Annotated in this window: 25 protein-coding genes and 1 pseudogene; 14 read left to right on the top strand and 12 right to left on the bottom strand. The window is 63.8% G+C overall.

The window, feature by feature from the left end:
* Window positions 1-42 precede the first annotated feature (42 nt).
* Together X733_RS164725 and X733_RS164730 are read right to left on the bottom strand one after the other, a co-directional pair.
* Window positions 43-1,587, bottom strand: coding sequence for an amino acid permease (locus X733_RS164725; RefSeq protein ID WP_023686444.1), 1,545 nt, complete (start codon window positions 1,585-1,587; stop codon window positions 43-45).
* A gap of 17 nt (window positions 1,588-1,604) precedes the next feature.
* On the bottom strand, window positions 1,605-2,423 hold the full coding sequence (locus X733_RS164730) for an N-formylglutamate amidohydrolase (protein ID WP_023817250.1): 819 nt from the start codon (window positions 2,421-2,423) through the stop codon (window positions 1,605-1,607).
* A 147-nt stretch (window positions 2,424-2,570) separates the two neighbouring features.
* On the opposite strand from X733_RS164730, the gene X733_RS164735 reads away from it, so the two are divergent.
* From X733_RS164735 to X733_RS164740, 3 genes and pseudogenes are all read left to right on the top strand, one after another.
* A complete protein-coding gene (locus X733_RS164735) occupies window positions 2,571-3,395 on the top strand; it encodes a MurR/RpiR family transcriptional regulator (RefSeq protein ID WP_023817249.1) in 825 nt (274 codons plus the stop codon).
* Between the two features lie 171 nt (window positions 3,396-3,566).
* Window positions 3,567-4,740 (top strand): annotated as a pseudogene (locus tag X733_RS01000000165700) (efflux RND transporter periplasmic adaptor subunit).
* Window positions 4,737-7,868 carry an efflux RND transporter permease subunit gene (locus tag X733_RS164740; RefSeq protein ID WP_023817248.1) on the top strand — a complete coding sequence of 1,044 codons (3,132 nt, stop codon included), beginning with the start codon at window positions 4,737-4,739 and terminating at the stop codon, window positions 7,866-7,868. The pseudogene X733_RS01000000165700 and the gene X733_RS164740 overlap by 4 nt, the downstream one beginning before the upstream one ends.
* Window positions 7,869-8,048: 180 nt before the next feature.
* Here the strand turns inward: X733_RS164740 and X733_RS164745 are convergent, their stop codons facing one another.
* The 3 genes from X733_RS164745 to X733_RS164755 are packed head-to-tail and all read right to left on the bottom strand — an operon-like array spanning window position 8,049 to window position 10,541.
* Window positions 8,049-9,086 (bottom strand): zinc-binding dehydrogenase, encoded by a 1,038-nt coding sequence (locus X733_RS164745; protein ID WP_023817247.1) that lies wholly within the window; start codon window positions 9,084-9,086, stop codon window positions 8,049-8,051.
* A gap of 11 nt (window positions 9,087-9,097) precedes the next feature.
* Window positions 9,098-9,400 (bottom strand): zinc-binding dehydrogenase, encoded by a 303-nt coding sequence (locus X733_RS1000000170075; protein WP_081730910.1) that lies wholly within the window; start codon window positions 9,398-9,400, stop codon window positions 9,098-9,100.
* The gene (locus tag X733_RS164755; RefSeq protein WP_023817246.1) at window positions 9,303-10,541 is read right to left on the bottom strand and encodes an acyl-CoA dehydrogenase family protein; all 1,239 of its coding nucleotides are present in this window, start codon (window positions 10,539-10,541) and stop codon (window positions 9,303-9,305) included. The genes X733_RS1000000170075 and X733_RS164755 overlap by 98 nt, the downstream gene beginning before the upstream one ends.
* A gap of 115 nt (window positions 10,542-10,656) precedes the next feature.
* On the opposite strand from X733_RS164755, the gene X733_RS164760 reads away from it, so the two are divergent.
* The 3 genes from X733_RS164760 to X733_RS164770 are packed head-to-tail and all read left to right on the top strand — an operon-like array spanning window position 10,657 to window position 13,015.
* On the top strand, window positions 10,657-11,472 hold the full coding sequence (locus X733_RS164760) for an SDR family oxidoreductase (protein WP_023817245.1): 816 nt from the start codon (window positions 10,657-10,659) through the stop codon (window positions 11,470-11,472).
* Window positions 11,469-11,984: a MaoC family dehydratase gene (locus tag X733_RS164765; RefSeq protein ID WP_280790513.1), complete on the top strand. Its 516-nt coding sequence runs from the start codon at window positions 11,469-11,471 to the stop codon at window positions 11,982-11,984. The genes X733_RS164760 and X733_RS164765 overlap by 4 nt, the downstream gene beginning before the upstream one ends.
* A complete protein-coding gene (locus X733_RS164770; RefSeq protein ID WP_023817244.1) occupies window positions 11,981-13,015 on the top strand; it encodes a phosphotransferase in 1,035 nt (344 codons plus the stop codon). The genes X733_RS164765 and X733_RS164770 overlap by 4 nt, the downstream gene beginning before the upstream one ends.
* A gap of 249 nt (window positions 13,016-13,264) precedes the next feature.
* Here the strand turns inward: X733_RS164770 and X733_RS164775 are convergent, their stop codons facing one another.
* The gene (locus tag X733_RS164775) at window positions 13,265-14,101 is read right to left on the bottom strand and encodes a hypothetical protein (RefSeq protein ID WP_155924123.1); all 837 of its coding nucleotides are present in this window, start codon (window positions 14,099-14,101) and stop codon (window positions 13,265-13,267) included.
* Window positions 14,102-14,213: 112 nt separating this feature from the next.
* Between X733_RS164775 and X733_RS164780 the strand changes: the two genes are divergently transcribed.
* On the top strand, window positions 14,214-14,858 hold the full coding sequence (locus X733_RS164780) for a TetR/AcrR family transcriptional regulator (RefSeq protein ID WP_023671149.1): 645 nt from the start codon (window positions 14,214-14,216) through the stop codon (window positions 14,856-14,858).
* A gap of 186 nt (window positions 14,859-15,044) precedes the next feature.
* Complete coding sequence (locus X733_RS164785; RefSeq protein ID WP_023686456.1) at window positions 15,045-15,272, top strand: hypothetical protein; 228 nt, start codon at window positions 15,045-15,047, stop codon at window positions 15,270-15,272.
* A 139-nt stretch (window positions 15,273-15,411) separates the two neighbouring features.
* Here X733_RS164785 and X733_RS164790 read toward each other — a convergent pair whose 3' ends face one another.
* Genes X733_RS164790 through X733_RS164815 form a run of 6 tightly spaced genes read right to left on the bottom strand, consistent with a single transcriptional unit; the run spans window position 15,412 to window position 21,258 of the window.
* Window positions 15,412-15,639 carry a hypothetical protein gene (locus X733_RS164790; protein WP_023817243.1) on the bottom strand — a complete coding sequence of 76 codons (228 nt, stop codon included), beginning with the start codon at window positions 15,637-15,639 and terminating at the stop codon, window positions 15,412-15,414.
* A gap of 52 nt (window positions 15,640-15,691) precedes the next feature.
* The gene (locus X733_RS164795; protein WP_023817242.1) at window positions 15,692-16,276 is read right to left on the bottom strand and encodes a sarcosine oxidase subunit gamma; all 585 of its coding nucleotides are present in this window, start codon (window positions 16,274-16,276) and stop codon (window positions 15,692-15,694) included.
* Window positions 16,269-19,262 carry a sarcosine oxidase subunit alpha gene (locus X733_RS164800; RefSeq protein ID WP_023817241.1) on the bottom strand — a complete coding sequence of 998 codons (2,994 nt, stop codon included), beginning with the start codon at window positions 19,260-19,262 and terminating at the stop codon, window positions 16,269-16,271. The genes X733_RS164795 and X733_RS164800 overlap by 8 nt, the downstream gene beginning before the upstream one ends.
* Window positions 19,259-19,570 carry a sarcosine oxidase subunit delta gene (locus X733_RS164805; RefSeq protein ID WP_023725215.1) on the bottom strand — a complete coding sequence of 104 codons (312 nt, stop codon included), beginning with the start codon at window positions 19,568-19,570 and terminating at the stop codon, window positions 19,259-19,261. Before X733_RS164805 ends, X733_RS164800 begins: the two co-directional genes overlap by 4 nt.
* 12 nt (window positions 19,571-19,582) lie before the next feature.
* Window positions 19,583-20,005, bottom strand: a complete 423-nt coding sequence (locus tag X733_RS164810; protein WP_023817240.1) for a hypothetical protein — start codon at window positions 20,003-20,005, stop codon at window positions 19,583-19,585.
* Complete coding sequence (locus tag X733_RS164815; RefSeq protein WP_023817239.1) at window positions 20,005-21,258, bottom strand: sarcosine oxidase subunit beta; 1,254 nt, start codon at window positions 21,256-21,258, stop codon at window positions 20,005-20,007. Before X733_RS164815 ends, X733_RS164810 begins: the two co-directional genes overlap by 1 nt.
* A 202-nt stretch (window positions 21,259-21,460) precedes the next feature.
* On the opposite strand from X733_RS164815, the gene X733_RS164820 reads away from it, so the two are divergent.
* From X733_RS164820 to X733_RS164845, 6 genes are all read left to right on the top strand, one after another.
* A complete protein-coding gene (locus X733_RS164820; RefSeq protein WP_023683195.1) occupies window positions 21,461-21,829 on the top strand; it encodes a YrdB family protein in 369 nt (122 codons plus the stop codon).
* 133 nt (window positions 21,830-21,962) lie between these two features.
* On the top strand, window positions 21,963-22,727 hold the full coding sequence (locus tag X733_RS164825) for an SDR family oxidoreductase (protein ID WP_023817238.1): 765 nt from the start codon (window positions 21,963-21,965) through the stop codon (window positions 22,725-22,727).
* Window positions 22,728-22,833: 106 nt separating this feature from the next.
* Window positions 22,834-23,220: an SET domain-containing protein-lysine N-methyltransferase gene (locus X733_RS164830; protein WP_023817237.1), complete on the top strand. Its 387-nt coding sequence runs from the start codon at window positions 22,834-22,836 to the stop codon at window positions 23,218-23,220.
* Between the two features lie 176 nt (window positions 23,221-23,396).
* Window positions 23,397-23,675 (top strand): 30S ribosomal protein S21, encoded by a 279-nt coding sequence (gene rpsU / locus X733_RS164835; protein WP_023671138.1) that lies wholly within the window; start codon window positions 23,397-23,399, stop codon window positions 23,673-23,675.
* 203 nt (window positions 23,676-23,878) lie between these two features.
* Window positions 23,879-24,733, top strand: a complete 855-nt coding sequence (locus X733_RS164840; RefSeq protein ID WP_023714058.1) for a tetratricopeptide repeat protein — start codon at window positions 23,879-23,881, stop codon at window positions 24,731-24,733.
* 257 nt (window positions 24,734-24,990) lie between these two features.
* Window positions 24,991-25,464, top strand: coding sequence for a DUF992 domain-containing protein (locus X733_RS164845; protein ID WP_023671136.1), 474 nt, complete (start codon window positions 24,991-24,993; stop codon window positions 25,462-25,464).
* Window positions 25,465-25,479 lie beyond the last annotated feature (15 nt).

Genomic DNA, 25,479 nt, shown 5'->3' with positions numbered 1-25,479 from the left:
CCCCGGTCGGCTTGCACCGGCCGGAGCATCTAGTCTTTGCTGTTAGCCTGCCGTCTGGCCGACGGCTGCTTCCGCGGCCGCGATCTCGGAAGCGCGGCGAGCAATGTCGGCGCCGATCGGCGGGCCCTTGAAGCGGCGCGATTCGATGCCGAACCACAGCACCACGAGCAGAACGATCAGGCCGATGGCATAGTTGATCAGGATGTCGAAGGGCGGCTGGATGCCGGCATACATCAGCACCAGAACGCCAAGCACCGTGATGACGGCGAACGGCTTGGACCAGATGCCGAGGCGGAACGGGCCGAATTCGGTCCAGCTCTTGCCCTCGGCAAGCAGGCCGGCGGCCACGGGCATGGCGTAGGACACGTAGAGGAACAATGCACAGCCGGCCGCCAGTGCGGCAAAAGCCGGCGAGTACAATGTCGCTGCGACCGCGAGCACCGCTCCGAGCCAGATCGCCGCCACCGGCGTGCGCCATGTCGGGCTGACGGTTTTCCACACCGACGAACCGGGCAGGCCGCCGTCACGCGCGAAGGCAAAGATCATGCGCGAGGTCGACGTCAGTCCGGCAAGAGCGCAGATGAAGTTCGCCAGCACGATCGCGATGGCAATGATGCTCTTCAGCAGGAATGGTGCCGGCAGGTTGTTGAAGAGATTGAACCAGGCATTGGCGCCATCCTTGGCCGTCGCTGCCAGATCGGGGCTGGCCAGTACGAACGAAACGGCCATGACGAAGCCGAACACCAGCGACCACAGGACCGAATGGATCATGCCGCGCGGCACCGCCACGCGGGCATTGTGGGTCTCTTCGGACGTGTGGGCCGAAGCGTCGAAGCCAGTGATGGTGTAGAGTGGGTAGAGCAGGCCGATCAGGAAGGCGACGAGTGCCGTCCGTGCGGTCGGAACGTAGCCTGCGCCTGGATCACCGGTGTTGTTGACGAAGGTGGTGAGCCGCGAGAAATCCCAGCTTGCGCCCCAGATCAGGAACATCGCGGTCAACACGACGGCGACGACCAGAATGAGGTAGCCCGAGAAATCCGTCAGCATGGTGGTGAGCCTGATACCGAAATGGTTGATCAGCGCCTGCGCGACCGTGATGATCACAACGCCGATCACCTGCTCCTGATAGCCCCACGCGGATACGTCGTGACCGAACACGCCGGACCAGACAAGGTCCTTGAACAGCGCATAAACGCCGACATTGACCGAGGCGACGACGAAGACCAGGCCGAGCAGGTTGATCCAGGCCGTGGCCCAGCCCCAGCCGCGCCCGCCGAGAATTGACGACCAGTGGTAGAGACCGCCGGCCGTTGGGTAGGCCGAGCCGATCTGGCCAAGGGACGCGGCAACGACAAGTGCAAAGACGCCGCCGATGACCCAGCCGACAGTCGCCTCGAAGCCGCTGCCGGTCGCCATGGCCAGCGGGAAGGACGTGATGCCGCCCGCCAGAATGCAAATGATCGAAAAGGAAATAGCGAAGTTCGAGAAGCCGCTCATGCGGCGAGCCAACTCCTGGGCATAGCCCATGCTATGGAGGGTTTTTACATCCTCCGATCTTTCAGCGTCTGATTTGTCCGGTCCTGCCATTTTCGTCCCCTGTTTTTCTAGCTGGCCGATTGAACTGACTTTCCCACTGCGTGTCGCCGGGAACCCTTGGCCTCCTCGGGTTCCAGGTCAGAAAAAATGCCTGTGAGCAGATCCGCCCATTTCCGCTGCCCGGTCTCGCCGGAGATCTCGTCGTTGCGGATTTCGATCATTGCGCAGGCAAGGCCGCGCGAGCGTGCATGGCGCTCCAAAGTGAAATAGACGCGGTCGGCCGGCGAATAGGGCTCGTTGATGCCGACAGTGACGCCGGAGAGCCGCTGCAGCGCCGCTATGAGCGGCGACGCCAGCCGGCGGTCGTCATCGTGGATGATGCCGATATGCCAGGGCCGGTTCTTGCCCTTGTAGACCGGGGTGAAGGAATGCACCGACACCAGCCGGGTCTCCTGCCCACGCGCCTGCCGGTCGTCGATGATCGATGCGATCGTGTCGTGGAACGGCCGCCACGACAAAGCGATGCGCTCGGCGCGCTCACTGTCCGACAGGCCGGCATTGCCCGGAATGGCCGTCGTCTCGCTGACCGGCGGCACCAGGTCCGGTGCGTCGAGCGGACGGTTGCAGTCGATTATCAGGCGCGAGATGCGGGTTTCGATGAGCGTCGCATCGAGGGCGGTCGCGATGCGGCGCGCCACCGGCAGCGCGCCGGGGTCCCAGGCGATGTGGCGGGAGAGGTCCTCGGCCGGCAGGCCAAGCGTGCCGAATTCGGACGGCAGGAAGTTGGAAGCGTGGTCGCAGGTCAGCACGAAAGGGCTGGACCCGCCGGGGTTCGTCACCCCTACGGTATCAGACGATGCAAGGCTGGCGGGCCGTGCTCTCTCCATAGTCTGCCGTCCCCTGGGGAGCGCTGTATCTTATGTTACGTATTTTGCCTCATTGCGTCCCTGTGGATGATTTCATACAGTTTGTCCGGCTTTGTCAAATGCGATTTCGGGGAAGCGGTCTGGACGGGCTCAGGGGTGGGGAAAACGATGATTTCCAGCATTGCCGAACTGATTTCGGACCGCATCGGCACGATGCCGGCCGGCGAGCGCCGCGCCGCGCAGACACTGATTGCGAACTATCCGCTGATCGGGCTGAAGACGGTCGCCGAGTTCTCGACCGCCGCCGGCGTATCGTCGCCGACCATCCTGCGCTTTGTCTCCAGGCTGGGGTTCCAGAACTATCCCGAATTCCAGTCGGCGCTGCAGGACGAACTGGCGGCGCAATTGCAATCGCCGGCATCGCGCACGCTCAACCCGGCCTCCCCAAGCGGTGCAGTATCGCCAATGCTGGAGGCGACGCTGGACAATATGCGCGAGACCTTCAGGCATCTCTCCGACAGACAGCTTGCCGACATCGCCGAAAGGCTCGCCGAACGGCGCGGCAAGACATTCCTGATCGGCGGCCGCTTCACCGATCCGTTGGCACGCTACATGGCCGCCCATCTCGCCATCATCCAGCCCGATGTCTATCACCTTGCCGGCCAGGAGAGCATCTGGCGCGACCGGCTGATCGACATGGGCAAGCGCGACGTGCTGGTGATCTTCGACATCAGGCGCTATCAGGACAGTCTGGTCCGCTTTGCCCAGACCGCGCATCAGCGCGGCGTTCAGATCGTGCTGTTCACCGACCAGTGGCTATCGCCGATCGCCCGCTTCGCCCGCCATGTCATTGCCGGACGCACCGCCGTGCCTTCGGCGTGGGACTCTTCGGCCGCTCTGTTCGTTGTCGCCGAGACGCTGATCGGCGCCGTCACCAGGCAGCTCGAGGCCGACAGCGCCAGGCGCATCCGCGACCTCGAAAGCCTGCGCTGACACGCTCAATCCCCGCCGCAGGTGCGCAAAATTACGCAGATTTAATGTGCATGGAAGCGGCAGAATTGCCATAAAGCCATGATATTGTGGCGGCTTCGCACATACTGGGTGCGTCGCTGCGCGTTTTTTTGCTTGGCGAAACCGGTAGACGTTTTGCCAACCGGAGTGTCGATGGTCGCCTGGAAACAGATCGTTTTTGCGCTTGTGATCCTGGTCGCGGCTGTCCTCGCCTGGGCGCGATTCTTCCCGGGCGCGCCGGAGGTTCTAGCACGCTGGGGCATCGACTGGACCTATCCTTCGGCGCCCGCCACAACCGGTGCGGTCGACACGACAAAACAGGCAGGCGGCCGCAACGCTGCCGGCCGCCCGGCAAATGTCGTCGCCTTGCCGGCGACCACCGCCACCATCAACGATCGCCTGCAGGCGATCGGCACCGGCCGCGCCAACGCCTCGGTGACGGTCAACCCATACAGCTCTGGGCGCCTCGTTGAATTTCTCGTCCAATCCGGCACCCGCGTCGACAAGGGGCAGATCATCGCTGTTCTCGATTCCGAGACCGAGGTGATCTCGCAAGATCGTGCCAAGCTTGCCTTGCAGGATGCCCAGGACAAGCTCGAGCGGGTGAAATCATTGAGGGCCTCCAACGCCGCGACCCCGGTCGCCGTCGCCGATGCCCAAGTGGTGCTGGCCGGCGCCAAACTGGCGCTGCAGGATGCCGAACTCGCCTTGCANCGCCTTGCAGCGTCGTTCGATGGTCGCCCCTATCGCCGGCACGGTCGGCATCCTGCCGATATCGGCCGGCAATTACGTCACCAGCCAGTCGGCGATCGCCACGCTTGACGACCGCTCCTCCATCCTGGTCGATTTCCTGGTGCCCGAGCGCTTCGCCGCCGCCGTCAAGGTCGGCGCGCAACTGTCGGCGACGCCGATCGCCAATCCGAGCAAGGCCTATACCGGCACTGTGTCGGCCATCGACAACCACATCGACGAAAAGAGCCGCACCCTGCTGGTCAAGGCTGCAATCGCCAATCCGGCGGATTCGCTGCGCGCCGGCATGTCGTTCGGCATCACCATGCGCTTCCCCGGCGACACCTATCCGGCCGTCAGCCCGCTGGCAATCCTGTGGGGTTCCGACGGCGCCTATGTCTGGCAGATCGAGGACGGCAAGGCCAGGCGCGTTCCCGTGCGCATCATCCAGCGCAACACCGAGACGGTGCTGATCGACGCCGAGATCGAGGATGGCGACATGGTTGTGACCGAGGGCACCCAGAGCGTCAGCGAAGGCGGCGCGGTCCGCATCGCCGGCCAGGATCAGCGGGCCGCGGACGCGGCCGAAGGCTCATGACCGCGCCTGTCAGCACCGCCAACGAAACCGGCTTTACCGCTCTCTTCATCCGCAGGCCGGTCATGGCCTTCGTGCTGAACACGCTGATCGCAGTGGCCGGCCTTGCCGCTTTCTACGGCGTCGAAATCCGCGAACTCCCCGATGTCGACCGCGCCGTGGTCACCGTGTCGACGGCTTTCGAGGGTGCCGCCGCCGAAACCGTCGACCGTGAACTGACCGACACCATCGAGGGTGCGGTCGCGCGCGTATCCGGCGTCAAGTCGATCTCGTCGACCTCGTCCTTCGGCCAGAGCCGCGTCACCATCGAGTTCAACGACGGCGTCGATTTGAACGTCGCCGCTTCCGACGTGCGCGACGCGGTCGGCCGTGTCGCCAACATGATACCGGACACCGCCGATCCGCCGCGCATCGTCAAGGCCGATGCCAATTCCGATGCCGTGATGCGACTGGCCGTCACCTCCGACACCATGTCGGTGCAGGACATGACGGTGATTGTCCAGGACCAGATCGAGGACGAACTGGCTGCCGTGCCCGGCGTCGCCGACGTTCAGGTCTATGGCGACCGCGACAAGATCTTCCGCATCGATGTCGACCAGAACAAGCTCGCCAGCCTCGGCTTCACTGTCGCCGATCTGAGGGCAGCGCTTGCCTCGGTCGCTTTCGATTCACCAGCCGGTTCGATCACCACCACCAACCAGGATCTCATCGTCCGCACCACGGCCGATGTGACGACGCCGGAAGAATTCGAAAACATCATCATCGGCGGCACGACGCGCATCCGCGACGTCGCCACCGTCACGCTCGGTCCCGACATCGGCCAGACCTCGTTGCGCTCCGACGGCAAGACCGGCATTGGCCTTGGCATCATCCGCCAGGCGGAATCGAACACGCTGGATATTTCCACCGGAGTGAAGGCAGCCGTCGCCAAGCTGCAGGAAAACCTGCCCAAGGGCATGTCGATCAAGATCACCAGCGACGACGCAGTCTTCGTCAACGGCGCCGTGCACGAGGTCGAGATCGCGCTCGGCCTGTCGATCTCCATGGTGCTGATCGTCATCTACATCTTCCTGCTCGACTGGCGCGCGACGCTGATCCCTGGTCTGTCAATGCCGGTCGCCATGATTGGCACCATCGCCGCCATCTATCTCGCCGGCTTCTCCATCAACATCCTGACGCTTCTGGCGCTGGTGCTGGCGACCGGCCTTGTCGTCGACGACGCCATCGTCGTTCTGGAAAACATCGTGCGACGGCGCAACGAAGGCATGGGGCCTCGTGCCGCCGCCGTGCTCGGCGCCCACGAAGTGTTCTTCGCCGTCATCGCCACGACGCTGACGCTCGTTGCCGTTTTCGTGCCAATCTCCTTCCTGCCGGGACAGACCGGCGGCCTGTTTCGGGAATTCGGCTTCGTCCTCGCCATGTCGGTGCTGCTCTCCTGCGTGGTGGCGCTGACGCTGTGCCCGATGCTGGCCTCGCGCATGTTGACCGGCGCATCGCTCCACCATGAAGGCGGTCACGGCATTGGCGCGCGCGTCGGTGGCGCGCTGAACGCGGCCTACAAGCGCGCCCTGCATGCCTGCCTCCGCGCGCCGTGGATCGTGCTGCTGGTTGCGGTGCTGTTTGCGGGCGTCGCCTTCAGCCTGTTCGGCACCATCCGCCAGGAACTGACGCCGAGCGAGGACCGCGCCGTCGTGCTGTTGCGCATCAACGCGCCGCAAGGCGTCAGCCTCGATTACACCACGCAGCAGATGCAGAAGATCGAGCGACTGATCCAGCCGCTTCGCGATTCCGGCGAGATCGTCTCGACCTTCGAAAACGCCGGCCAGAACGGCGCCTACAATTCCGGCTTCATGGTGATGACGCTGGCGCCGTGGGACGAGCGCACGCGCAGCCAGCAGGAGATCATGGCGCAGATAAGCCAGCTGACCCGGCAGGTGCCATCCGTGCGCATCTTCCCGGTGCAGGCCAATAGCCTCGGCATTCGCGGCGCCGGCAACGGCCTGCAATTCGCGCTGGTCGGCAACGACCGCAAGGCGCTCGGCGACGCGGCGGTGAAGATCATCGCCCGGATGCAGGCCGATCCGCGCTTCCAGACGCCGCGGCTTTCCATCGACCCGACGCAGCCGCAGCTGGCGGTGGCGATCGACCGCGAGCGCGCCTCCGATCTCGGCATCGACATATCGGGTCTCGCCAACACCTTGCAGGCGATGCTCGACGGCAACGATGTCGTCGATGTCTACATCGCCGACCGCAGCTATGGCGTGAAGCTGGTCTCGACCACCAACCCGATCAATGATCCGACCGATCTGGAAAACATCTTCCTGAAGACCGCCGACGGCCGCTTCGTGCCAATGTCGACCATCGCCACGCTGACCGAGCGCGCCGTGCCGCCGTCGCTGACCCGCGAACAGCAGCAGCCTTCGGTGGCGATCACCTCGAACCTGAACGGCAATTTCGCACTGGGTGACGCGCTCGGCGTTGCCGAGCAGATCGCCGCCCCGCTGCTGCCGCCGAGCAGCCGCGTCCTGCCGCTGGCCGAAGCCGCGACGCTCGGCGAGACCAACAGCGCCATGATCACCATTTTCGGCTTCGCGCTGGTCATCATCCTCCTGGTGCTCGCCGCCCAGTTCGAAAGCTTCGTCAGCGCCGTCATCATCATGGCGACGGTCCCCCTCGGCCTTGCCTGCGCAATCTTTGCGCTGCTTTTGTCAGGCACCAGCCTCAATGCCTACAGCCAGATTGGCCTCGTGCTTCTGGTCGGCGTCATGGCCAAGAACGGCATCCTCATCGTCGAATTCGCCAACCAGCTGCGCGACCGCGGCCTCGGCGTGCGCGAGGCGATCGAGCAGGCCTCGATCATCCGCCTGCGGCCGGTGATGATGACGATGATCTGCACCATCCTCGGCGGGGTCCCGCTGGTGCTGGCCGCCGGCGCCGGTGCCGAAGCGCGCATCGCGCTCGGCTGGGTCATCGTCGGCGGGCTGGGTCTCGCCACCGTCTCGACGCTGTTCCTGACCCCGGTCGCCTACCTCCTGCTCGGCCGCTTCGTCACGCCGAAGGCGGATGAGGAAGCGAGGCTGAAGCGGGAGCTTGAGGAAGCGGCGTACGCCAATGTCGAGCCGGCGGAGTAGCTCCGCTTACCCTCCCCCTTGTGGGGAGGGTCGGACCGCAGGTCCGGGGTGGGGTGCAGCGCCAACTAACGTCGGTCCAGCGCTCCCGCGAATAACAGAGGTGGAGCCAAGACCCCCACCCCGACGAACGAGCAAAATTGCTCTTTCGTCGACCCTCCCCACAAGGGGGAGGGTAGAAAGTCACGGCCTAATAAACACCTTCCCGTTCGGCTTGGCCAGCTCCGCCGGGGCCTTCGCCATCGCCTCATCCAGCGGTAGCACCGCCGTCACGTCGGTTGACCAGCGCCCATCCGAAAAGCGCTTCTGTGCTTCCATGATCGCCGGGCCGCGCTTGTCGCGGAACTGGCGCATCCATTCGACCAGCCAGAAGCCTTCAATGTGCTTGTGTTGGAAGATCATCTGGCCGGGCTCACGGATGACAGTGGTGTCCGGATCGAGCCGTCCATAGATGATCCAGCGCGAGCGCTTCGGCATGGCGTCGAAGATCGCCGAGGCCAGCGGCCCGGTCACGGCATCGAGGAAGATGCGCGGCTGCTCGGCCTTGACCACATCGCGTAGTGCTGCCTTGAAATCCGGCGCCTTCTCGTTGAGCACATGGGCCGCCCCGATCTCCTTCAACAGCGGAATCTGCTCGTCGCGGCGCACGGTGACGATCGGCCGGAACCCAGCCTCCTTGGCGAGACCCGCGAGCAGCTTGCAAAGCTGGCTGGCGCCGGCGGTCATGATGAAGGCTTTTTCGCCCGTCTCCTTGACGATGTCGAACATGGCGAGCGCCGTGAGCGGGTTGACGATCATCGCCGCGCCATCCTCGTCGCGGACCGTGTCGAGCAGCGGAATGCAGCCGGCAGCTTCGGCAACTGCATAGTCCGCCCACGCGCCCCAATTGGTGACGCCGGTGGTGAAGGCGATGCGCTTGCCGATCAGGCTTTTCGCATAGGGCTCGTCGCCGCTGGCAACGACCGTGCCGACACCCTCGAAGCCGGCCGGCTGGCCCTTGGCGCGCGGCTGACCGTACTGGCCCTTGATGAACATGACGTCGGACGGGTTGATCGAGGCGAGGCTGACCTTGATCAGAACCTGGCTCGGTCCGGGCGTCGGCACGCCGATGCTGCCAAGCTTGAGATACGGCTCCATCGCCTCCAGCGCACTGCCGGAGGGCGTCCTGGTGTAGCCGTCGCCGGTCAGCAGCAGTGCTTTCATGTCTGAGGGGATCGCCATGGCGGGGCTCCTTACAGTTTGAGGATGAGCTTGCCGGATGCGCCACGGCCAAGCACGCGCGTCACCACGGCGGCGGCATCGGCCAGCGGATAAGTGCCTTCGATGGCCGGCCGAACCTTGCCGGCGAGATGCCAGCCGACCAGCTCCTTCAGATTGTCGGCATGGACGAGCTGGTCGAGCGGCGCGAAATCGCGGGCGATGAGGGTTTTCATCCACTCAGACCCTTTCCTGCGTGTATTTCCTGAGCTCCGTGCGCGCCACCTGCCGGCGGTGCACGGCGTCCGGCCCGTCGGCGAGGCGCAGGGTTCGCAGATGCGTCCATGAGCGTGCCAGCGGCGTGTCCTGGCTGATGCCTTGCGCGCCGAACATCTGCACTGCCTCGTCGGTGACCTTGAGCGCGACGCGCGGTGCGATGACCTTAATCTGGCTGATCCAGGGCGCGGCTGCGCGCGCATCGCCCTGGTCGATCATCCACGCCGCCTTGAGGCAGAGCAGCCGCGCCATCTCGATCTCCATGCGGCACTCGGCGATGATGTCGAAATTGGCGCCGAGCTTGGCCAATGGCTGGCCGAAGGCCTCGCGGCGCACCGAGCGCTGGCACAGCAGCTCCAGCGCCATTTCGGCCTGGCCGATGGCGCGCATGCAATGGTGGATGCGGCCGGGGCCAAGCCGCCCCTGGGCGATCTCGAACCCCCTGCCCTCGCCGAGGATCAGGTTTCCGGCCGGCACCCGCACATTGTCGAAGCGAAGATGCATGTGGCCATGCGGCGCGGCGTCATCGCCATAGACCTGCATCGGCCGCAGCTTGGTCACGCCCTTGGTACCGGACGGCACCAGGATCATCGAATGGCGGCGGTGCTGCGTCTCGGCTTCGCCGGTGCGAACCATGACGACATAGATGGCGCAGCGCGGGTCCCCGGCCCCCGACGCCCACCATTTCTCGCCGTTGAGTACATAGTCGCCGCCTTGCTTTTCGCAGCGCATGGCGATGTTGGTGGCGTCGGAGGAGGCGACATCCGGCTCCGTCATCAGATAGGCCGAGCGGATTTTCCCCTCGAGCAGCGGCGCCAGCCATGCCTGCTTGTGGTCCTCCGAGCCATAGCGCTCCAGCACCTCCATATTGCCGGTGTCGGGCGCCGAGCAATTGAAGGTCTCCGCGCCGAGATGCGCCTTGCCCATCTCCTCGGCCAGATAGGCATATTCGACGGTTGACAGCCCATAGCCGCGCTCGGAGCCGGTCAGCCAGAAATTCCACAGGCCGCGATCCTTGGCCGTTTTCTTCAACCCTTCGAGGATCTCGGTCTGCCGCGCGGTGTAGACCCAGCGGTCGCCGCCCTTGCCGACCTCGCTCAAAAACTCATGATCGAGCGGCATGATCTCGTCGCACACCATGGCGGCGACACGGGCGTGGATCGGCTTCAGCCGCTCGGTCATGCCGAGATTCATGTCGCTCATCGCTCGCTAACCCTTCACGCTGCCCGGACATTTATCCGTGGCAAGGATGACCGTACTTCGGATAGCCTTGTCAACGCGAACTGTTGCCGGGCGGCAAGGAAGAGACGGAGGATCGATGAGCTATCTCGACGAGCTGTTCTCAGTGGTCGGCAAGACCGCGCTCGTGACGGGAGCCGCGACCGGCATCGGCCGCATGGTGGCGACCGCTTTGGTCCAAGCCGGCGCCACCGTGATGATCGCTTCGCGCAAGGGCGAGGATTGCATCAAGGTCGCCGCTGAGTTGAACGGGCTCGGCGGCTCCGGCAGTGCCGAAGGCTTTGCCGGTGACATCTCGAGCGAAGCAGGCATTGCCGCGCTGGTCGGCGAGGTCAAGGCGCGCACCGAGAAGCTGCACATTCTGGTCAACAATGCCGGCATATCCTGGGGTGCCTCCCTGGAGGATTTTCCCTATAGCGGCTGGGCCAAGGTGTTCGCCGTCAACGTCACCGCCGTCTTCCATCTGACGCGCGAATTGCTGCCGCTGCTGGAAGCCGCCGCGAGCGATGCCGATCCGGCCCGCGTCATCAATCTGGGCTCGGTGATGGGCACGCAGCCGCTGGCCGACGACGCCTATTCCTATACCGCGTCCAAGGGCGCCGTTCACCACCTGACGCGCACGCTGGCGATCGAACTCGCGGCGCGGCGCATCACCGTCAACGCCTTCGCCCCCGGCCCCTTCCAGAGCCGGATGACCGCCTTTGCCACCGGCACCGAAGAAAAGGCCAAACATGTCGGCAGCCATGTCCCCATCGGCCGTATCGGCGTGGCGGATGACATCGGCGGCGCAACGCTCTATTTGTGCAGCCGTGCCGGTTCCTATGTCACCGGCGCCATCCTGCCGATCGACGGCGGGCAGTCGGTGCAGCATGGGCTGACATTGTTCAAGGAATGAGCCGCGGTCGGCGGCAAGGGGAGGACACCGCAGTGGAACCGATCAGTCTCGATGTGCTTCTGGCCAGCGTCGGCAAGGAAGTCGGCGTCTCGCCATGGCGCGAGGTCACACAGACCATGATCGACCAGTTCGCCGACGCCACCGACGACCACCAGTTCATCCATTGCGACCCCGAGCGGGCCAAAAACGAGACGCCGTTCGGCGGCACCATCGCGCATGGCTTCCTGTCGTTGTCGCTGCTCTCGGCGATGACCTTCGAGACCATGCCGCCGCTGGAAAAGGGCAAGATGGGCGTCAACCACGGTTTCGATTCGCTGCGCTTCCTGGCGCCGGTGAAGACCGGCGCGCGCATCCGCACCCGCTTCGTGCTGGCCGACGTCAAGGTCAGGCCGTCGGGCTGGGTGCAGACGGCGCATGACGTGACCATCGAGATCGAAGGCTCGAAGAAGCCGGCGCTGACGGCGCGCTGGCTGACGCTGACGCTGATCGAGCGTGAGCCGGAGACCGCATGAGCGGCGACGCCAACGCGCTGGACCAGACGGCACTAGCGCCCTATCTCGAGGCGCACATCCCGGGTTTTGCCGGGCTTCATTCCATCGAAAAATTCAAATCCGGCCAGTCGAACCCGACCTATCTGCTGACCGCGGCCAGCGGCCGCTATGTCCTGCGCGCCAAGCCGCCGGGCCAGTTGCTGAAATCGGCGCATCAGGTCGACCGCGAATTCACGGTCATGAAGGCGCTGGCCGGCACCGCCGTGCCGGTGCCGGCGATTCTGCATCTGTCGGCGGAGGCGATGCCGATCGGCCGCATGTTCTACGTCATGGATTTTCTCGACGGCCGCATCTTCTGGGATCCGGCAGTGCCGGAGGCCGCTGGCAACGATGAGCGCGCCGCCCTCTACGATGCTATGAACGCCACGCTGGCGGCCCTGCACGATGTCGATGTCGAGGCGGTCGGGCTCGGCGATTTCGGCAAACCCGGCAATTACTTCGAACGCCAGCTGGCACGCTGGACCAGCCAGTACCGCGCCTCGGAGACCGGCACGGTCGCCGACATGGACCTGCTGATCGCGTGGCTGGAGACGCATATGCCGGCCGATGACGGCCGAAAATCTCTCGTGCATGGCGACTACCGGCTGGACAACATGATCTTCGCGCACAATGAGCCGAAAGTGCTGGCCGTGCTCGACTGGGAACTGTCGACGCTTGGCCACCCCTTTGCCGACATCGCCTACCAGTGCATGCAATGGCGCTTGCCGCACGCCTCGGGCTTTCGCGGTCTTGGCGGCGTCGACCGCGCCGCCCTCGGCCTGCCCTTGGAGGAAGCCTATGTCGCGGCGTATTGCCGTCGGCGCGGGCTGGCCGGCATCGACAATTGGAGCTTCTTCCTCGCCTTCTCCTTCTTCCGCTTGGCGGCCATCTGTCAGGGCGTCTACAAGCGGGCGCTGGACGGCAACGCCTCCAATCCCGAAAAGGCCAGGACCTATGGCGAAGCGGTGAAGCTGCTGTCGCACCTTGCCGCCAAGCTGATCGACCGAACCTGACTCGACAATGAGATATTGTGGTCGGCGCGATTTGATGACAGATCGGATCAGTTCCGTTCCCCGACCGGGGAGCAAGCCCATACGGAGGTGGTGGCAACCGGCCTGGAAACAGGACGCAAACCGATCACCGTCTGTAGAAAGAGCATGATGCCGAAAGTGTGAAGCGGTTTTCGGACGACATCATGCTCTATCAATTTGATTAGACCCGGATTCAGATTTCAGGTCAATTCGACCTGAAATCATCCTGCTCTAGCGCGCATCGCTGGAAATGAACTTCATGTGCCGGCTGACTTGCAGGGCGATGTAGACGACCAGCGAGCATCCGATCGGAAACACGATCTCAATGAGGCCGGTGGCGACAGCCTGCGGCAATGCCAGCGCAATGTCCTTGGCTGCGGCAGTCTCGATCGTCAGCGCCGTGATCCCGCCGCCGAACACCGCGCCGGCCAAGGCACCCGCCAGCATGAAATGCAGCGAGCGAGGTTCTTCCTTGGATGCCAGCGAAGCCAGCATCCAACCCAGCAAACCATACTCGATCGCCCGCAACATACCGAGCGTAGTGAGCGACAGGATCACGGGCTTTGCCGATACATCAAGCGCGCTCACCATCACCTTTTGCGTACCTTTGGCGATGCCCATGGCCAGCGGCCCCGAGATCATGGCGATCAGGCCGCCAAGCGAGGCTCGCACCTTGGTGATCGCCGTGCCGAGGCTGACGCCGGCGCAGACGAAGAATGACCAGGTCACGCCTTGCGCCAAGTCTATCAGAACCTGGGTCGGGGCCGGGTGCGAACCTGCCGCAAATCCGGCAGTCAAGATAAGCGCTTCCATGGCGAAGCCGATTGCGATCGCCAGCCATGCGACTATCACGACCCGCCTGAGCGCCAGCCTTGCGCCATGAGAAAGTGGATGTGCGCCCGGCAGCCCGGACGAAAGCTCTATCGCAGCCATAGAGGCCCCCCAAAACCGAAATTTCTTGCAGAGCCGCCAAATAGGCTTTGTTTGTAACAGTCCGATGTTGCCTGCGTGCGCCCAGGTTACACATGCTGTGACATAGATGCTGGCGAAATTGACCAGAACGGGCACGACTATTCGAGAGAAAGCTTGAGGTCGCTTTTTGATGTCCCTGACAGCGCCCTTGCCCGTTTCCGTACAGCGTATATATTTAGTCATGCACAACCAACCAAGGCACCGGATCTTGCCACTGAGCGTCCAGAAACGCCGCGAGAAACAAAAGGCCGAACTGCGTTCCGAACTGCTCGACGCAGCCCACAAGCTCGTCAAGGAAGAGGGCTATGAAGGCCTGACCATCCGAAAGTTGGCCAAGCGGGTCGGCTATGCTCCGATGTCGGTCTATTCCTACTTCGCCGACAAGCAGGACATCCTGTTTGCGCTGGCCGAGGATGCCTTCGAAACACTTGCCCGCCGCATCGAGGAGCATCCTTCCGACGATCCGATCGAGGCCTTGCGTGCGGTGATGACCGAATATGCCGCCTTCGGGCTCGGCAATCCCAACGAATACCGCACCGTGTTCATGACCGAAAAGACCAAGCTGCCGGAAGGCAGAAGCTATGAGGACATGGAAGAGGCCAACCCGGCGATGAAAGCGCTGATATCCAGGGTCGAGGCCTGCGTTGCTGCAGGCAAGCTGCAGGGCGATCCGCGCGCCATCGCCACCATGCTTTGGGCAGTCGGCCACGGCACCATCTCGCTTTTGATCACGTTCCCGTTCTACCCCTTCGGCGATCCACAGGCTTTCGTGACGCGGATGTGCGATTTCACACTCGCCACGCTCAGCACCCAGAATGTGCCGCCGCTGACCGAGACCCCGGTCGACTGCTGAGCATCCCGGCCCCTCCAATTCAACGTCCGGCCTGACAGCTTCGGCTGTGTCAGTGCGACGCAATTTTCGGCATTCAAAAAAATTTGTCGTACGCGTACGTTTTCCGACTTGAAAACCCATCTCGGTGGACGTATGTGTACGCTGTATCGTACATGTACGAAAAAAATTTAACCGATGGAGACTGACATGAACAAGACCCTTCTCGCCCTCGCCACCGTGCTGGCTCTCTCCGGCTCGGCTTTCGCCGCCAACAACACACACTCGACCAAGCAGGCCGCCACCTGCGTCGACACCACGACCAATGCCAAGCTCGATTGCGCCGTGACCGGCTCGGTCGAAAAGTCCGACGTCAAGGCCAAGAGCCCGCGTCTCGGCATCGAGATCAACCCATGGATCGTGCCGAGCACGTTCTAAGTTGATCGGGCTCGACCACAGCACAACGACTAATTTAAGGGCGGCAGGATAATCCCGGCCGCCCGTTTTTTCCTCAGCGCCCCCATTTTCTCAGCGCAAGCTGGGCTTCTCCGAGTTCAAACCTGGCGTAGCCGAACGGTTATTTCTTGCGCGGTTTGCGACCCGGCGCCGTCTTGGCCCTGCCGGGTCTTGCCGGCGCGCCTGGGATGGCGGTCGAGGTGATCGACACCGGATCGCTGGCCGGAAACGTGTCCTCGAGGCCTTCCTCGAGTTCCTCTTCGGCAGTCACCTCGTGATGCTGCTCATGTTCGAGTGAGCGCACGGCGGACGTCTTGCCAGCTGACTTCGGCGGCGCTTTCGACGGCATCGTATGTTCTCCCTGATGAGGGAAGCAGAACGGCTTGACCCGTCAAACGTTCCTACGCCGCCGCGTCGCTGGCTGCTTCCGACAGGAAAGTAAAGACATAGTCCGAGAAGGAACGCCAGCACTCGACCCGGAAAGTGTCGGCTGCCGTGCGCAGCAGCAGGATTTCGCACTTGCCGAGTATGGTGCGCGACGCCGCGCGCACCGGAAAAGCCTCGAGCGACAAATCCTGCGGGCAGCCTGCATTGATCGCGGCAGCCGCCGCTGGGCCGGTGACGGCGAAGGCGACGTTGCGGTGCGAGATGCCGACCGCCGAATGCAATGCGGCAACCCCAGCACAATCGGCCAGCGGATCCTTGCCGGCCTCGTCGATGACCAGCCACTCGTCAGGGCCGAGCCACAGCGCCGTGCGGCCAGCCTTGGCCGCCGAAGTTTTCGGCTGCTTCGGCAAGGTCAGGCCGAGCGCCTTCGACAGCGCCGCGACGGAAGCCTCCGGCGCGCGCAGCGACATGCGCTCCGCCGGCGGCAGCACCTCGACCTTGACATCCGTTGCGGAAACGACGCGTCCAGCCAGGGCCGGGCGGCGCTCGACCGACGCCGCTGCAGCTGGGGCCGTCTTCTTTGCAGCAGCCTTAGCCATTGAGGCGCCCTCCCGTCTCGTCGAAGAACACCATGCCGGTAACCTCCACTTCGATCACCCCGTTCGGCATCGGCACATAGAGCGTGTCGCCCATCCGGTCGCGGCCGCCGGCAACCAGCGCCAGCGCGATCGAGCGACCGCAATTTTCCGACCAGTAGCTGGATGTGACGTGACCGATCATCTTCATCGGGATCGCCTGCTTCGGGTCGGCGACGATCTGCGCGCCTTCCTCAAGCACCACTTTCGGGTCCTTGGTCTTCAAGCCGACCAGCTGCTTGCGGCCCTTGGCGACCAGATCGGGCCGCGTCAGGCCGCGGATGCCGACGAAGTCGGTCTTCTTCTTGCCGACCGCCCAGTCGAGCCCGGCATCGTTCGGCGTCACCGTGCCGTCCGTGTCCTGGCCGACGATGATGTAGCCCTTTTCGGCGCGCAGCACGTGCATCGCCTCGGTGCCGTAAGCGGCGGCGCCATGCTTTTGGCCTTCGGCCCACAGCGCTTCCCAGACGGCCTGGCCGTGATCGGCCGGCACGTTGACTTCAAAACCGCGCTCGCCGGTGAACGACATGCGAAACAGCCTGGTCGGCACGCCGCAGATCTTGCCGTCGCGCACCGACATATGCGGCAGCGTCTCGTCGGACATGTCGATGCCTTCGACCAAAGGCGCGATGATATCGCGAGATTTCGGCCCTTGCACGGCGATGACCGCCCACTGTTCGGTGATCGAGGTCAGCCAGACGTTCAGATGCGGGAACTCGGTCTGGAGATAATCCTCCATATGGTTCATGACGCGCGGCGCGCCACCCGTCGTCGTCGTCACATGAAAACGGTCCGGCGCCAGCCTGCCGACGACGCCGTCATCATAGATGAAACCATCCTCGCGCAGCATGATGCCATAGCGGCAGCGGCCGGGTTCCAGCTTCTCCCACGGATTGGTGTAGAGCAGTTCCATGAACCTGGCCGCATCCGGTCCTACCACTTCGATCTTGCCCAGCGTCGAGGCGTCGAACAGACCGGCATTGCTGCGCACCGCGACGCATTCGCGGTCGACCGCCTTGTGCATGTCCTCGCCGGGTTTGGGGAAATACCAGGCGCGCTTCCACTGGCCGACATCCTCGAACACGGCGCCTTGCGCTTCGGCCCAGGGATGCATCGCGGTCTTCCGTGTCGGGTCGAACAGCGGACCGCGCGAATGGCTGACGATCGCGCCGAAAGTGACAGGCGTATAGGGCGCGCGGAACGTGGTCAGCCCGACCTCGGGGATCGGCTTGCCAAGCGTCTCGGCGGCAATCGCCAGGCCGTGCATGTTGGACGTCTTGCCCTGGTCGGTCGCCATGCCGTTGGTGGTGAAGCGCTTGACGTGCTCGATCGAGCGCATGCCTTCATGCACCGCCTGGCGGATGTCCTTGGCGGTGACGTCGTTCTGGAAATCGACGAAGGCCTTGACCGTCTTGTCCGGCCCGGCGCCGGGCGCCGCGCCCAGCATGCCGCGCGACCAGCTTTCCGACGCGTCGACCTTCGGCTTAACGCCCTTGGCCACTTTGCCGCCCGCATCCTTCGCCGCCTTGGCGCCGGCCGCATAGGCCTCATCGATCGACGCCGAGAGCCCATCCGTGCCGTTGCAGGCGCCGACCGAAACGCAGTCCTGCGCATAGATGCCCGGCACGAAGCGCTTGGTCTCGTCATTGAAGGCGACCTTGCCGCGCGACTGCGAGAACAGATGCACCGACGGCGTCCAGCCGGCCGACATCAGGATGGCGTCGACCGGAATGGTGCGCTCGCCGCCGCCATTTTTCGGCTGCACCGTCATCGAGGTCACGCGCAACGCGCCGCCGGCGCGGATCACCGCGCGGCCGAAATTGACCTCGATCCCGAGCGCCCTCGCCTCGTCGATCACAGGTCCGGTCGGATGGTCGCGCAGGTCGATGATCGCCGCCACGTTGACGCCGGCCTTCTTCAGGTCGATCGCGGCGGAGTACGCCGAGTCATTGGCGGTGTAGAGGCCGACATTTTTGCCGACCGCGACACCGTACTGGTTGAGATAGATGCGCGCCGCCGAGGCCAGCATGATGCCGGGCCGGTCATTGTCGGCAAACACCATGTGGCGTTCGATGGCGCCGGTCGCCAGCACCACGCGCTTGGCGCGTACCTGCCACAGCCTTTCGCGCGGCAGATCGCGGCCGGGGTTCTGCAGATGGTCGCTGACGCGCTCGACCAGGCCGACGAAATTCTGCGCGTAGTAGCCGAACGCCGTCGTGCGCGACAAAACGCGGACATTGTCCATGGCGGTGAGCTTGGCCACCGCGCCTTGCGCCCAGGCATAACCGTCCTGGCCGTCGATCTTCGCCCCGCTCTCGAAGCGCAGGCTGCCGCCGAAGCTGGCCTGTTCATCGGCGAGGATGACACGCGCGCCGGTTTCGGCAGCGGCGAGCGCTGCCGCAATGCCGGCCGCACCGCCGCCCAGCACCAGTACGTCGCAATGCGCATAGCGCGACGAATAATGGTCGGGATCTGGCTTGTCAGGCGAAAGGCCGAGGCCGGCCGCGGCGCGGATCTTCGGCTCGTAGAGGCTCTTCCAGGCTGCCTTCGGCCACATGAAGGTCTTGTAGTAGAAGCCGGCCGAAAATAGCGGCGATGCAATGTCGTTGACCGCGCCGACGTCAAAGGCGAGCGACGGCCAGCGGTTTTGCGAGTTGGCGACGAGCCCGTCATAGAGCTCCTGCACCGTGGCGCGGATGTTGGGCGCCTTGCGTGCCGCGTCGCGCTTGACCTCGACTAGCGCGTTGGGCTCTTCCGCTCCGGCCGACAGGAAGCCGCGCGGACGGTGATACTTGAACGAACGTCCCACCAGATGCACGCCATTGGCAAGCAGCGCCGAGGCCAGCGTGTCGCCTTCGATGCCGGTGTAAGACTGGCCGTCGAAAGAGAACCGCGCGGTCTTGGCCTGGCTGAGACGGCCGGCGCTTTGAATGCGGAACGCGCCGCTCATTTGGATGCCACTTCGTTGGAGTTTTTGGGCAGCTTGGACGGCTTCGGCTCGCCGGCTTTGTAAGTCATGACGAACTTGTCGGTGACGGTGTCGCGCACCGCATTGAAGAAGCGTGCGCAGCCATGGATGTGGCGCCAGCGCTCATAGATGATGCCCTTGGGGTTCGAGCGGATGAAGAAGAACTTTTCAAAATCGTCGTCGCTCTCGCCCGCCATGTTGGCCGAGCGCGCAATATGCGCCTCGCCGGCGTTACGGAACTCGAGCTCCGGGCGCTCTTCCTCGCAATAGGGGCAGCGGATGAGAAGCATTATCGTTCGTTCCTACAATTCGCCGTGGCCGACATGCGCGCCGGCCGGTTGGTTGCAAAGCCTCTGGCCCATCGCCGCAAAAGGCGCGACGAGCCGAATGCGCTCCTCCACGCTTGCGGCGGGGCGAAACAGCTCGCGATACGCCATGTTGCCGATCGTGAGCTGAAACGGATCGGTCGTCACGATGACGCTGCGCGGCTCGAATGTGTCGTCCTCGACGAGATCGGAGGGCCTGTTCTCCATGAAGATGACCACCTTCTGGCCACCACTCCACACGCATGCCAAAATGCCGGCGTCGATCGAAAACGGCCAATTGGCTTCGTTGTCGGCGCGGCTGATCGGCTGCGTGCGCACTTCGTCCGGTGACGGAAAGTGGAACAGGTCCTGCTCCCCCGCCAGCACCAGCGGCACCGCTACAGCCAACTCCACCATCATCAGTGCGCCACCGCCGCCGCCGCTGCCTCGTCGATGAGGCGGCCGGTACGGAAGCGCTCGATGGTGAAGGGCGCGTTGATAGGATGCGGATCGTCCTTGGCAACCGTGTGGGCAAAGACATGGCCTGAGCCGGGCGTTGCCTTGAAGCCGCCCGTGCCCCAGCCGCAATTGACGTAGAGGCCGGGCACCGGCGTCTTGGCCAGGATCGGCGAACGGTCGGGCGTCACGTCGACGATGCCGCCCCACGAGCGCAGCATCTTCATGCGGGTGAAGATCGGGAACATCTCGCAGATGGCGTCCAGCGTATGCTGCAAAATGTGCAGGCCGCCGGTCTGCGAATAGGAGACATACTGGTCGGTGCCGGCGCCGATCACCAGCTCGCCCTTGTCGGACTGCGAGATGTAGGCGTGCACCGTGTTCGACATCACCACGCAAGGCACCACCGGCTTGACCGGCTCCGACACCAGCGCCTGCAGCGGATAGCTTTCCAGCGGCATGCGCACGCCCGCCATGTTCATGATCACCGAGGAGTGGCCTGCAGCCACCACGCCGACCTTCTTGGCGCCGATGAAGCCGCGCGTCGTGTCGACACCCATGACCGCGCCATTGGCCGCCCGCTTGACGCCGGTGACCTCGCAATTCTGGATGATGTGCACGCCGCGCGCCGAAGCGCCGCGCGCATAGCCCCAGGCCACCGCATCGTGACGCGCCGTGCCGCCTCGCCGCTGCAAGGCGGCGCCGACGACGGGATAGCGCGCCTGCCTGGAAATGTTGAGCGGCGGGCAGAATTCCTTCGCCTGCTCGGGCGTCAGCCATTCATTGTCGATGCCGTTGAGACGGTTGGCATGGACATGGCGCTTCAGCACCTGGATGTCGTGCACATTGTGCGCCAGCATCATGACGCCGCGCGCCGAATACATGACGTTGTAGTTGAGTTCCTGGGAGAGCCCATCCCACAGCTTCAGCGCATGGTCGTAAATGCCGGCGCTCTCGTCGTAAAGGTAGTTGGAGCGGATGATGGTGGTGTTGCGCCCGGTGTTGCCGCCGCCTAGCCAGCCCTTTTCCAGCACCGCGACATTGGTGATGCCGTGAACGGTGGCGAGATAGTAGGCGGTGGCCAGGCCATGACCGCCGGCGCCGACGATGATGACGTCATATTCCTTCTTCGGTTCCGGCGAGGACCATTGTTCCTCCCAGCCCTTGTGGCCGCGCATGGCCTCGCGGGCGATGGCGAATACCGAATATTTTTTCAACGTTCCAGCCTCGCAAATGGCGGTGGGGTATTTTACGCAGCCCCGGCGCGCGAGGTGTATCACTAGCGAAACGGCGCTTCCACCCTTGCGCTGTTTGCGACGGCGCTTGCCGTTTTGCGCCGCGGTGGAAAAGACCTGCCCGCGCTGGCAGGCATGGCTGCGTTCGGACACACTGGCGATCGCGAGACTCTGGAGGACGGATATGGGCAACGCCTGGTGGAATCTGACGTTGCGTTTCCTGCTGGAACTTGCCGCCTTGCTTGGCCTCGGCTTTGCCGGCTGGAGCCTCTCCGGCGGATGGTGGCGCTGGGTCCTCGCCTTGGCCTTGCCGTTCATTGCAGCTGCGCTGTGGGGAACCTTCGCGGTGCGCGGCGACCCGAGCCGGTCCGGACGCGCGCCGGTTCCTGTACCAGGCGCAGTCAGGCTGGTGCTTGAACTGGCCATCCTGTTTGGCGGTGCAGCCGGATTCTATGCCGCCGGTCACACAACCACGGGCGTTGTCATCACGCTGCTCATCGCCATCAGCTACGCATTTTCGCTCGATCGCCTCGGCTGGCTGCTGAAGCAATAGTCCGGCGCGCGGCGCTTGTGCCGCTGCGAAGCCATTCAGCAAGTCGAGCACGTATCGGGTGGCTAGCACCGTCCCGAACTGCGATCAACATCCCGGTTGCCGGCACAGCCGGCGCGATGAAAGGATGTAAAAAATGTTCGCACTCACCAATAAAAATAAAATAGCGATCGTCACCGGCGCCAGTTCCGGCATCGGCCGCGCCACCGCAAAACTCTTTGCCGAAGAAGGCGCCAGGGTCGTCATCGCCGCCCGCCGCCAGGCCGAACTCGATGCGCTGGTCGTCGAAATCGAGGACGCCGACGGCACGGCAGTCGCGCTTGCCGGCGATGTCCGCGACGAAGCCTATGCAAAAGCCCTCGTCGATCTCGCCGTCGAAAAATTCGGCGGGCTCGATATCGCCTTCAACAATGTCGGCTCCGTCGGAACGATGGGTCCGATTTCGGAACTGTCGCTGGACGGATGGCGCGAGACGCTCGACGCCAATCTGACCAGCGCCTTTCTCGGCGCGAAATACCAGGTGCCGGCGATGGTCGAACGCGGCGGCGGATCGCTGATCTTCACCTCGACCTTCGTCGGTCACACAGTCGGCATGCCGGGCATGACCAGCTATGCCGCGAGCAAGGCCGGACTGATCGGCCTGACGCAGGTGCTGGCCGCCGAATACGGCCCCAGGGGCGTGCGGGTCAACGCGCTGATGCCGGGTGGCACCGACACGCCGTCGGCAACATTCAAGACGCCGGAATCACGCGCTTTCGTGGAAAACCTGCATGCCTTGAAACGTGTCGCTGTGCCTGAAGAGATCGCCCGCGCTGCGCTCTTCCTGGCATCGGATGCGTCGAGCTTCACCACAGGATCGGCGCTGTTTGCCGATGGCGGCGTCTCGATCACCCGGACGTGAAGCATTTCGCGGGTCATCGCCCGCGCCGATCCAGCCATAGAACCCGAAACCGGACTTGCTTTTTCCACGCGATTTGGCGATTCGGTTTCGGGTGAGGAGGACGGACATGCTGCTGATCAGGACCTATGTCGCCCAGAGCGCAATCGAAGGCGTCGGCGTGTTCGCCGCCGAGCCGATCAGGAAGGGCGCCTCGATCTGGCGGCTCGATCCGGATTTCGACCGGCTGATCCCGATAGACAAATACGAGGCGGCGCCGCCGCACCTCAAGGAATTGCTCGACCGCTATGCCTATCCGAGCCCCGACCGTCCCGGCTTCATGGTCTATGAAGTCGATAATGGCCGCTTCATGAACCACGCCGAGCGGCCGAACACGGATTTTTCGCAATATGGCGGCGCCACCGCCACTCGAGATATATCAGCCGGCGAGGAAATTACCTGCGATTACGGCGAATTCTTCGAGGATTTCGCACGGCTCCATCTGGCCAGCGCCTAGTTGGCGCCCTATCTCGGGGCTGCCGTGGCAAATTGGCGGTTGTCCTTCATTTCCAGTGTGGACAGCGCGGCCTGATTCTGCTATCAGCCGCCACAATTCGTGGTGTAAAGCGCCGCGGAGGCATGTGGCTATGGTCACTTGCCTGTTGATATCAAACCCGAAAGACAGGATTGCCCGTGCAGGTACTCGTCCGCGACAATAACGTTGATCAGGCGCTTCGCGCTCTCAAGAAGAAGATGCAGCGCGAAGGCATTTTCCGCGAAATGAAGATGCGCGGCCATTACGAGAAGCCTTCCGAGAAGCGCGCCCGTGAAAAGGCCGAAGCCGTTCGCCGCGCCCGCAAGCTGGCCCGCAAGCGCGCCCAGCGCGAAGGCCTGCTGCCGATGACGCCGCGCCCGGTTGCTGCCGGCGCCGCCGGTGGTCCTGGTGGTGCTCCGCGTCCGCCGCGGTTCTGACGCCAATTTTTCGTCCTTTTCGAAGGATACTCTGAGGTGGCGCGATGCGGAATCGCCGCCACCTTTTTGTTTGGAGCGCCGCCATTCTGTTGGAGGCCGTTCCCTTGAACGCGCAAACGGCGTTCTAGATTTCGTTGCGACAATCTGTGACCCGGCCCGGAGGGGGACCTGGACGGCGCGGCTGAAGTGAGGACAGGGCAGACATGAACGCAATCGGCGTAGAGCGCAGAACCACAATGCGCGGTTTGGCCCTGGCGGCAGCCCTGATGTCCGGCCTAGTGCTGGCCGGTTGCCAGAGCGTTCCGACCGGCGAATTCAACAACATTGACAAGGCGCAAGGCTCGAGCGAGAACATCTCCTCGCTGTCGGCGGTGATCCAGCGCAATCCGCAGGATCCGGAAGGCTACAATGTGCGCGGCTCGGCCTATGGCCGTGGCGGCCAGTACCAGGCGGCGCTGAAGGATTTCGACACCGCCATCCAGCTCAACCCGAATTTCTACCAGGCCTATTCGAACCGGGCACTGATCCAGCGCTTCCTCGGCAACCAGGCGGCCGCCCTTGCCGACTACAACCGCTCGATCCAGATCAATGCAAATTATGACGCCGCCTATATCGGCCGCGGCAACCTCTATCGCAAGGCCGGCCAGACCCAGCAGGCCTTCAACGATTTCCAGAAGGCGATCCAGCTCGACACCACGGATGCCCGCGCCTACCACAATCGCGGCCTGATCTATCAGAGCCAGGGCCAGCACAAGTTTGCCATCGAGGATTTCTCGACCGCCATCTCGCTGGCGCCGGACGCCGCCGAACCCTATAACGGCCGCGGCCTCTCCTATCTCGCCATGAATGACGAGGACAACGCCTTCTCCGACTTCAACATGGCCATCAAGCTCGACGGCAAGAACGCCGAAGCCTGGTCCAACCAGGCGCTGATCTACGAGCGCCGCGGCGACAAGGTCAAGGCCTCGAAGGCCTACCGCGAAGCCGTCCATCTCGACCCGACCTACCAGCCGGCCAAGGACGGCCTGTCGCGCACATCGGGCGCCACCGCCGGCTGAGATGCGGCCGCGCGCCGCCATCGGCGGCCTTTTATAACAACGTTCCATTCCTGATGCAGTGCGCCGCGTGAGCGGTTTCTCCCCGGGAAAGCGCAGAGCCCGTCCCCTAGGGATTGCGTATCCAGAAAACCCCACTATCACCCAATCTTAACCACCGGGGGCAAAGCGTTAACCCTTGCCTTGATCGCGCCAAGTTTTCAGCGGAACGCTCCGGGCCATTCAACCGTTGTTGAAGTCATTTTCGAAAGGACTGACCCATGATCAAGAAAATCATCTGTGCCGCGGCACTTGCCACGACGCTGCTTGCCGTTCCCGCCAGCGCCGGCAAGCTTCAGCTCGGCACGCTCGATTGCACCATCGACGGCGGCGTCGGTTACGTCATCACGTCGAACAAGGGCGTCGACTGCACGTTCCGCCCTTATCACCATGGGCCGTCCGAGAAATACACGGGGATGATCTCCAAGCTCGGCGTCGATCTCGGCCAGACGCATCAGGGCCAGCTGGTGTGGGCGGTTCTGGCCGCCACCCGCGGCCATGACGAGGGCGACCTTGCCGGCCATTATTACGGCGTCAACGCCGAGGCGAGCGTGGTGACCGGCGGCGGCGCCAATCTGCTGGTCGGCGGGCTCGACGGCGCCTTTGTGCTGGAGCCGCTCAGCGTCCAGGCGCAGACCGGCGTCAATGTAGCGGTCGCCGTGACCTCCCTGGAACTGATCCACTCGTTCAAATAAGCATCGGCAAATAAG

Origin of the sequence: Mesorhizobium sp. L2C066B000 (assembly GCF_000502335.1) — a bacterium.
GTDB lineage: Bacteria > Pseudomonadota > Alphaproteobacteria > Rhizobiales > Rhizobiaceae > Mesorhizobium.
This window is presented reverse-complemented; position numbering and strand designations above follow the sequence as displayed.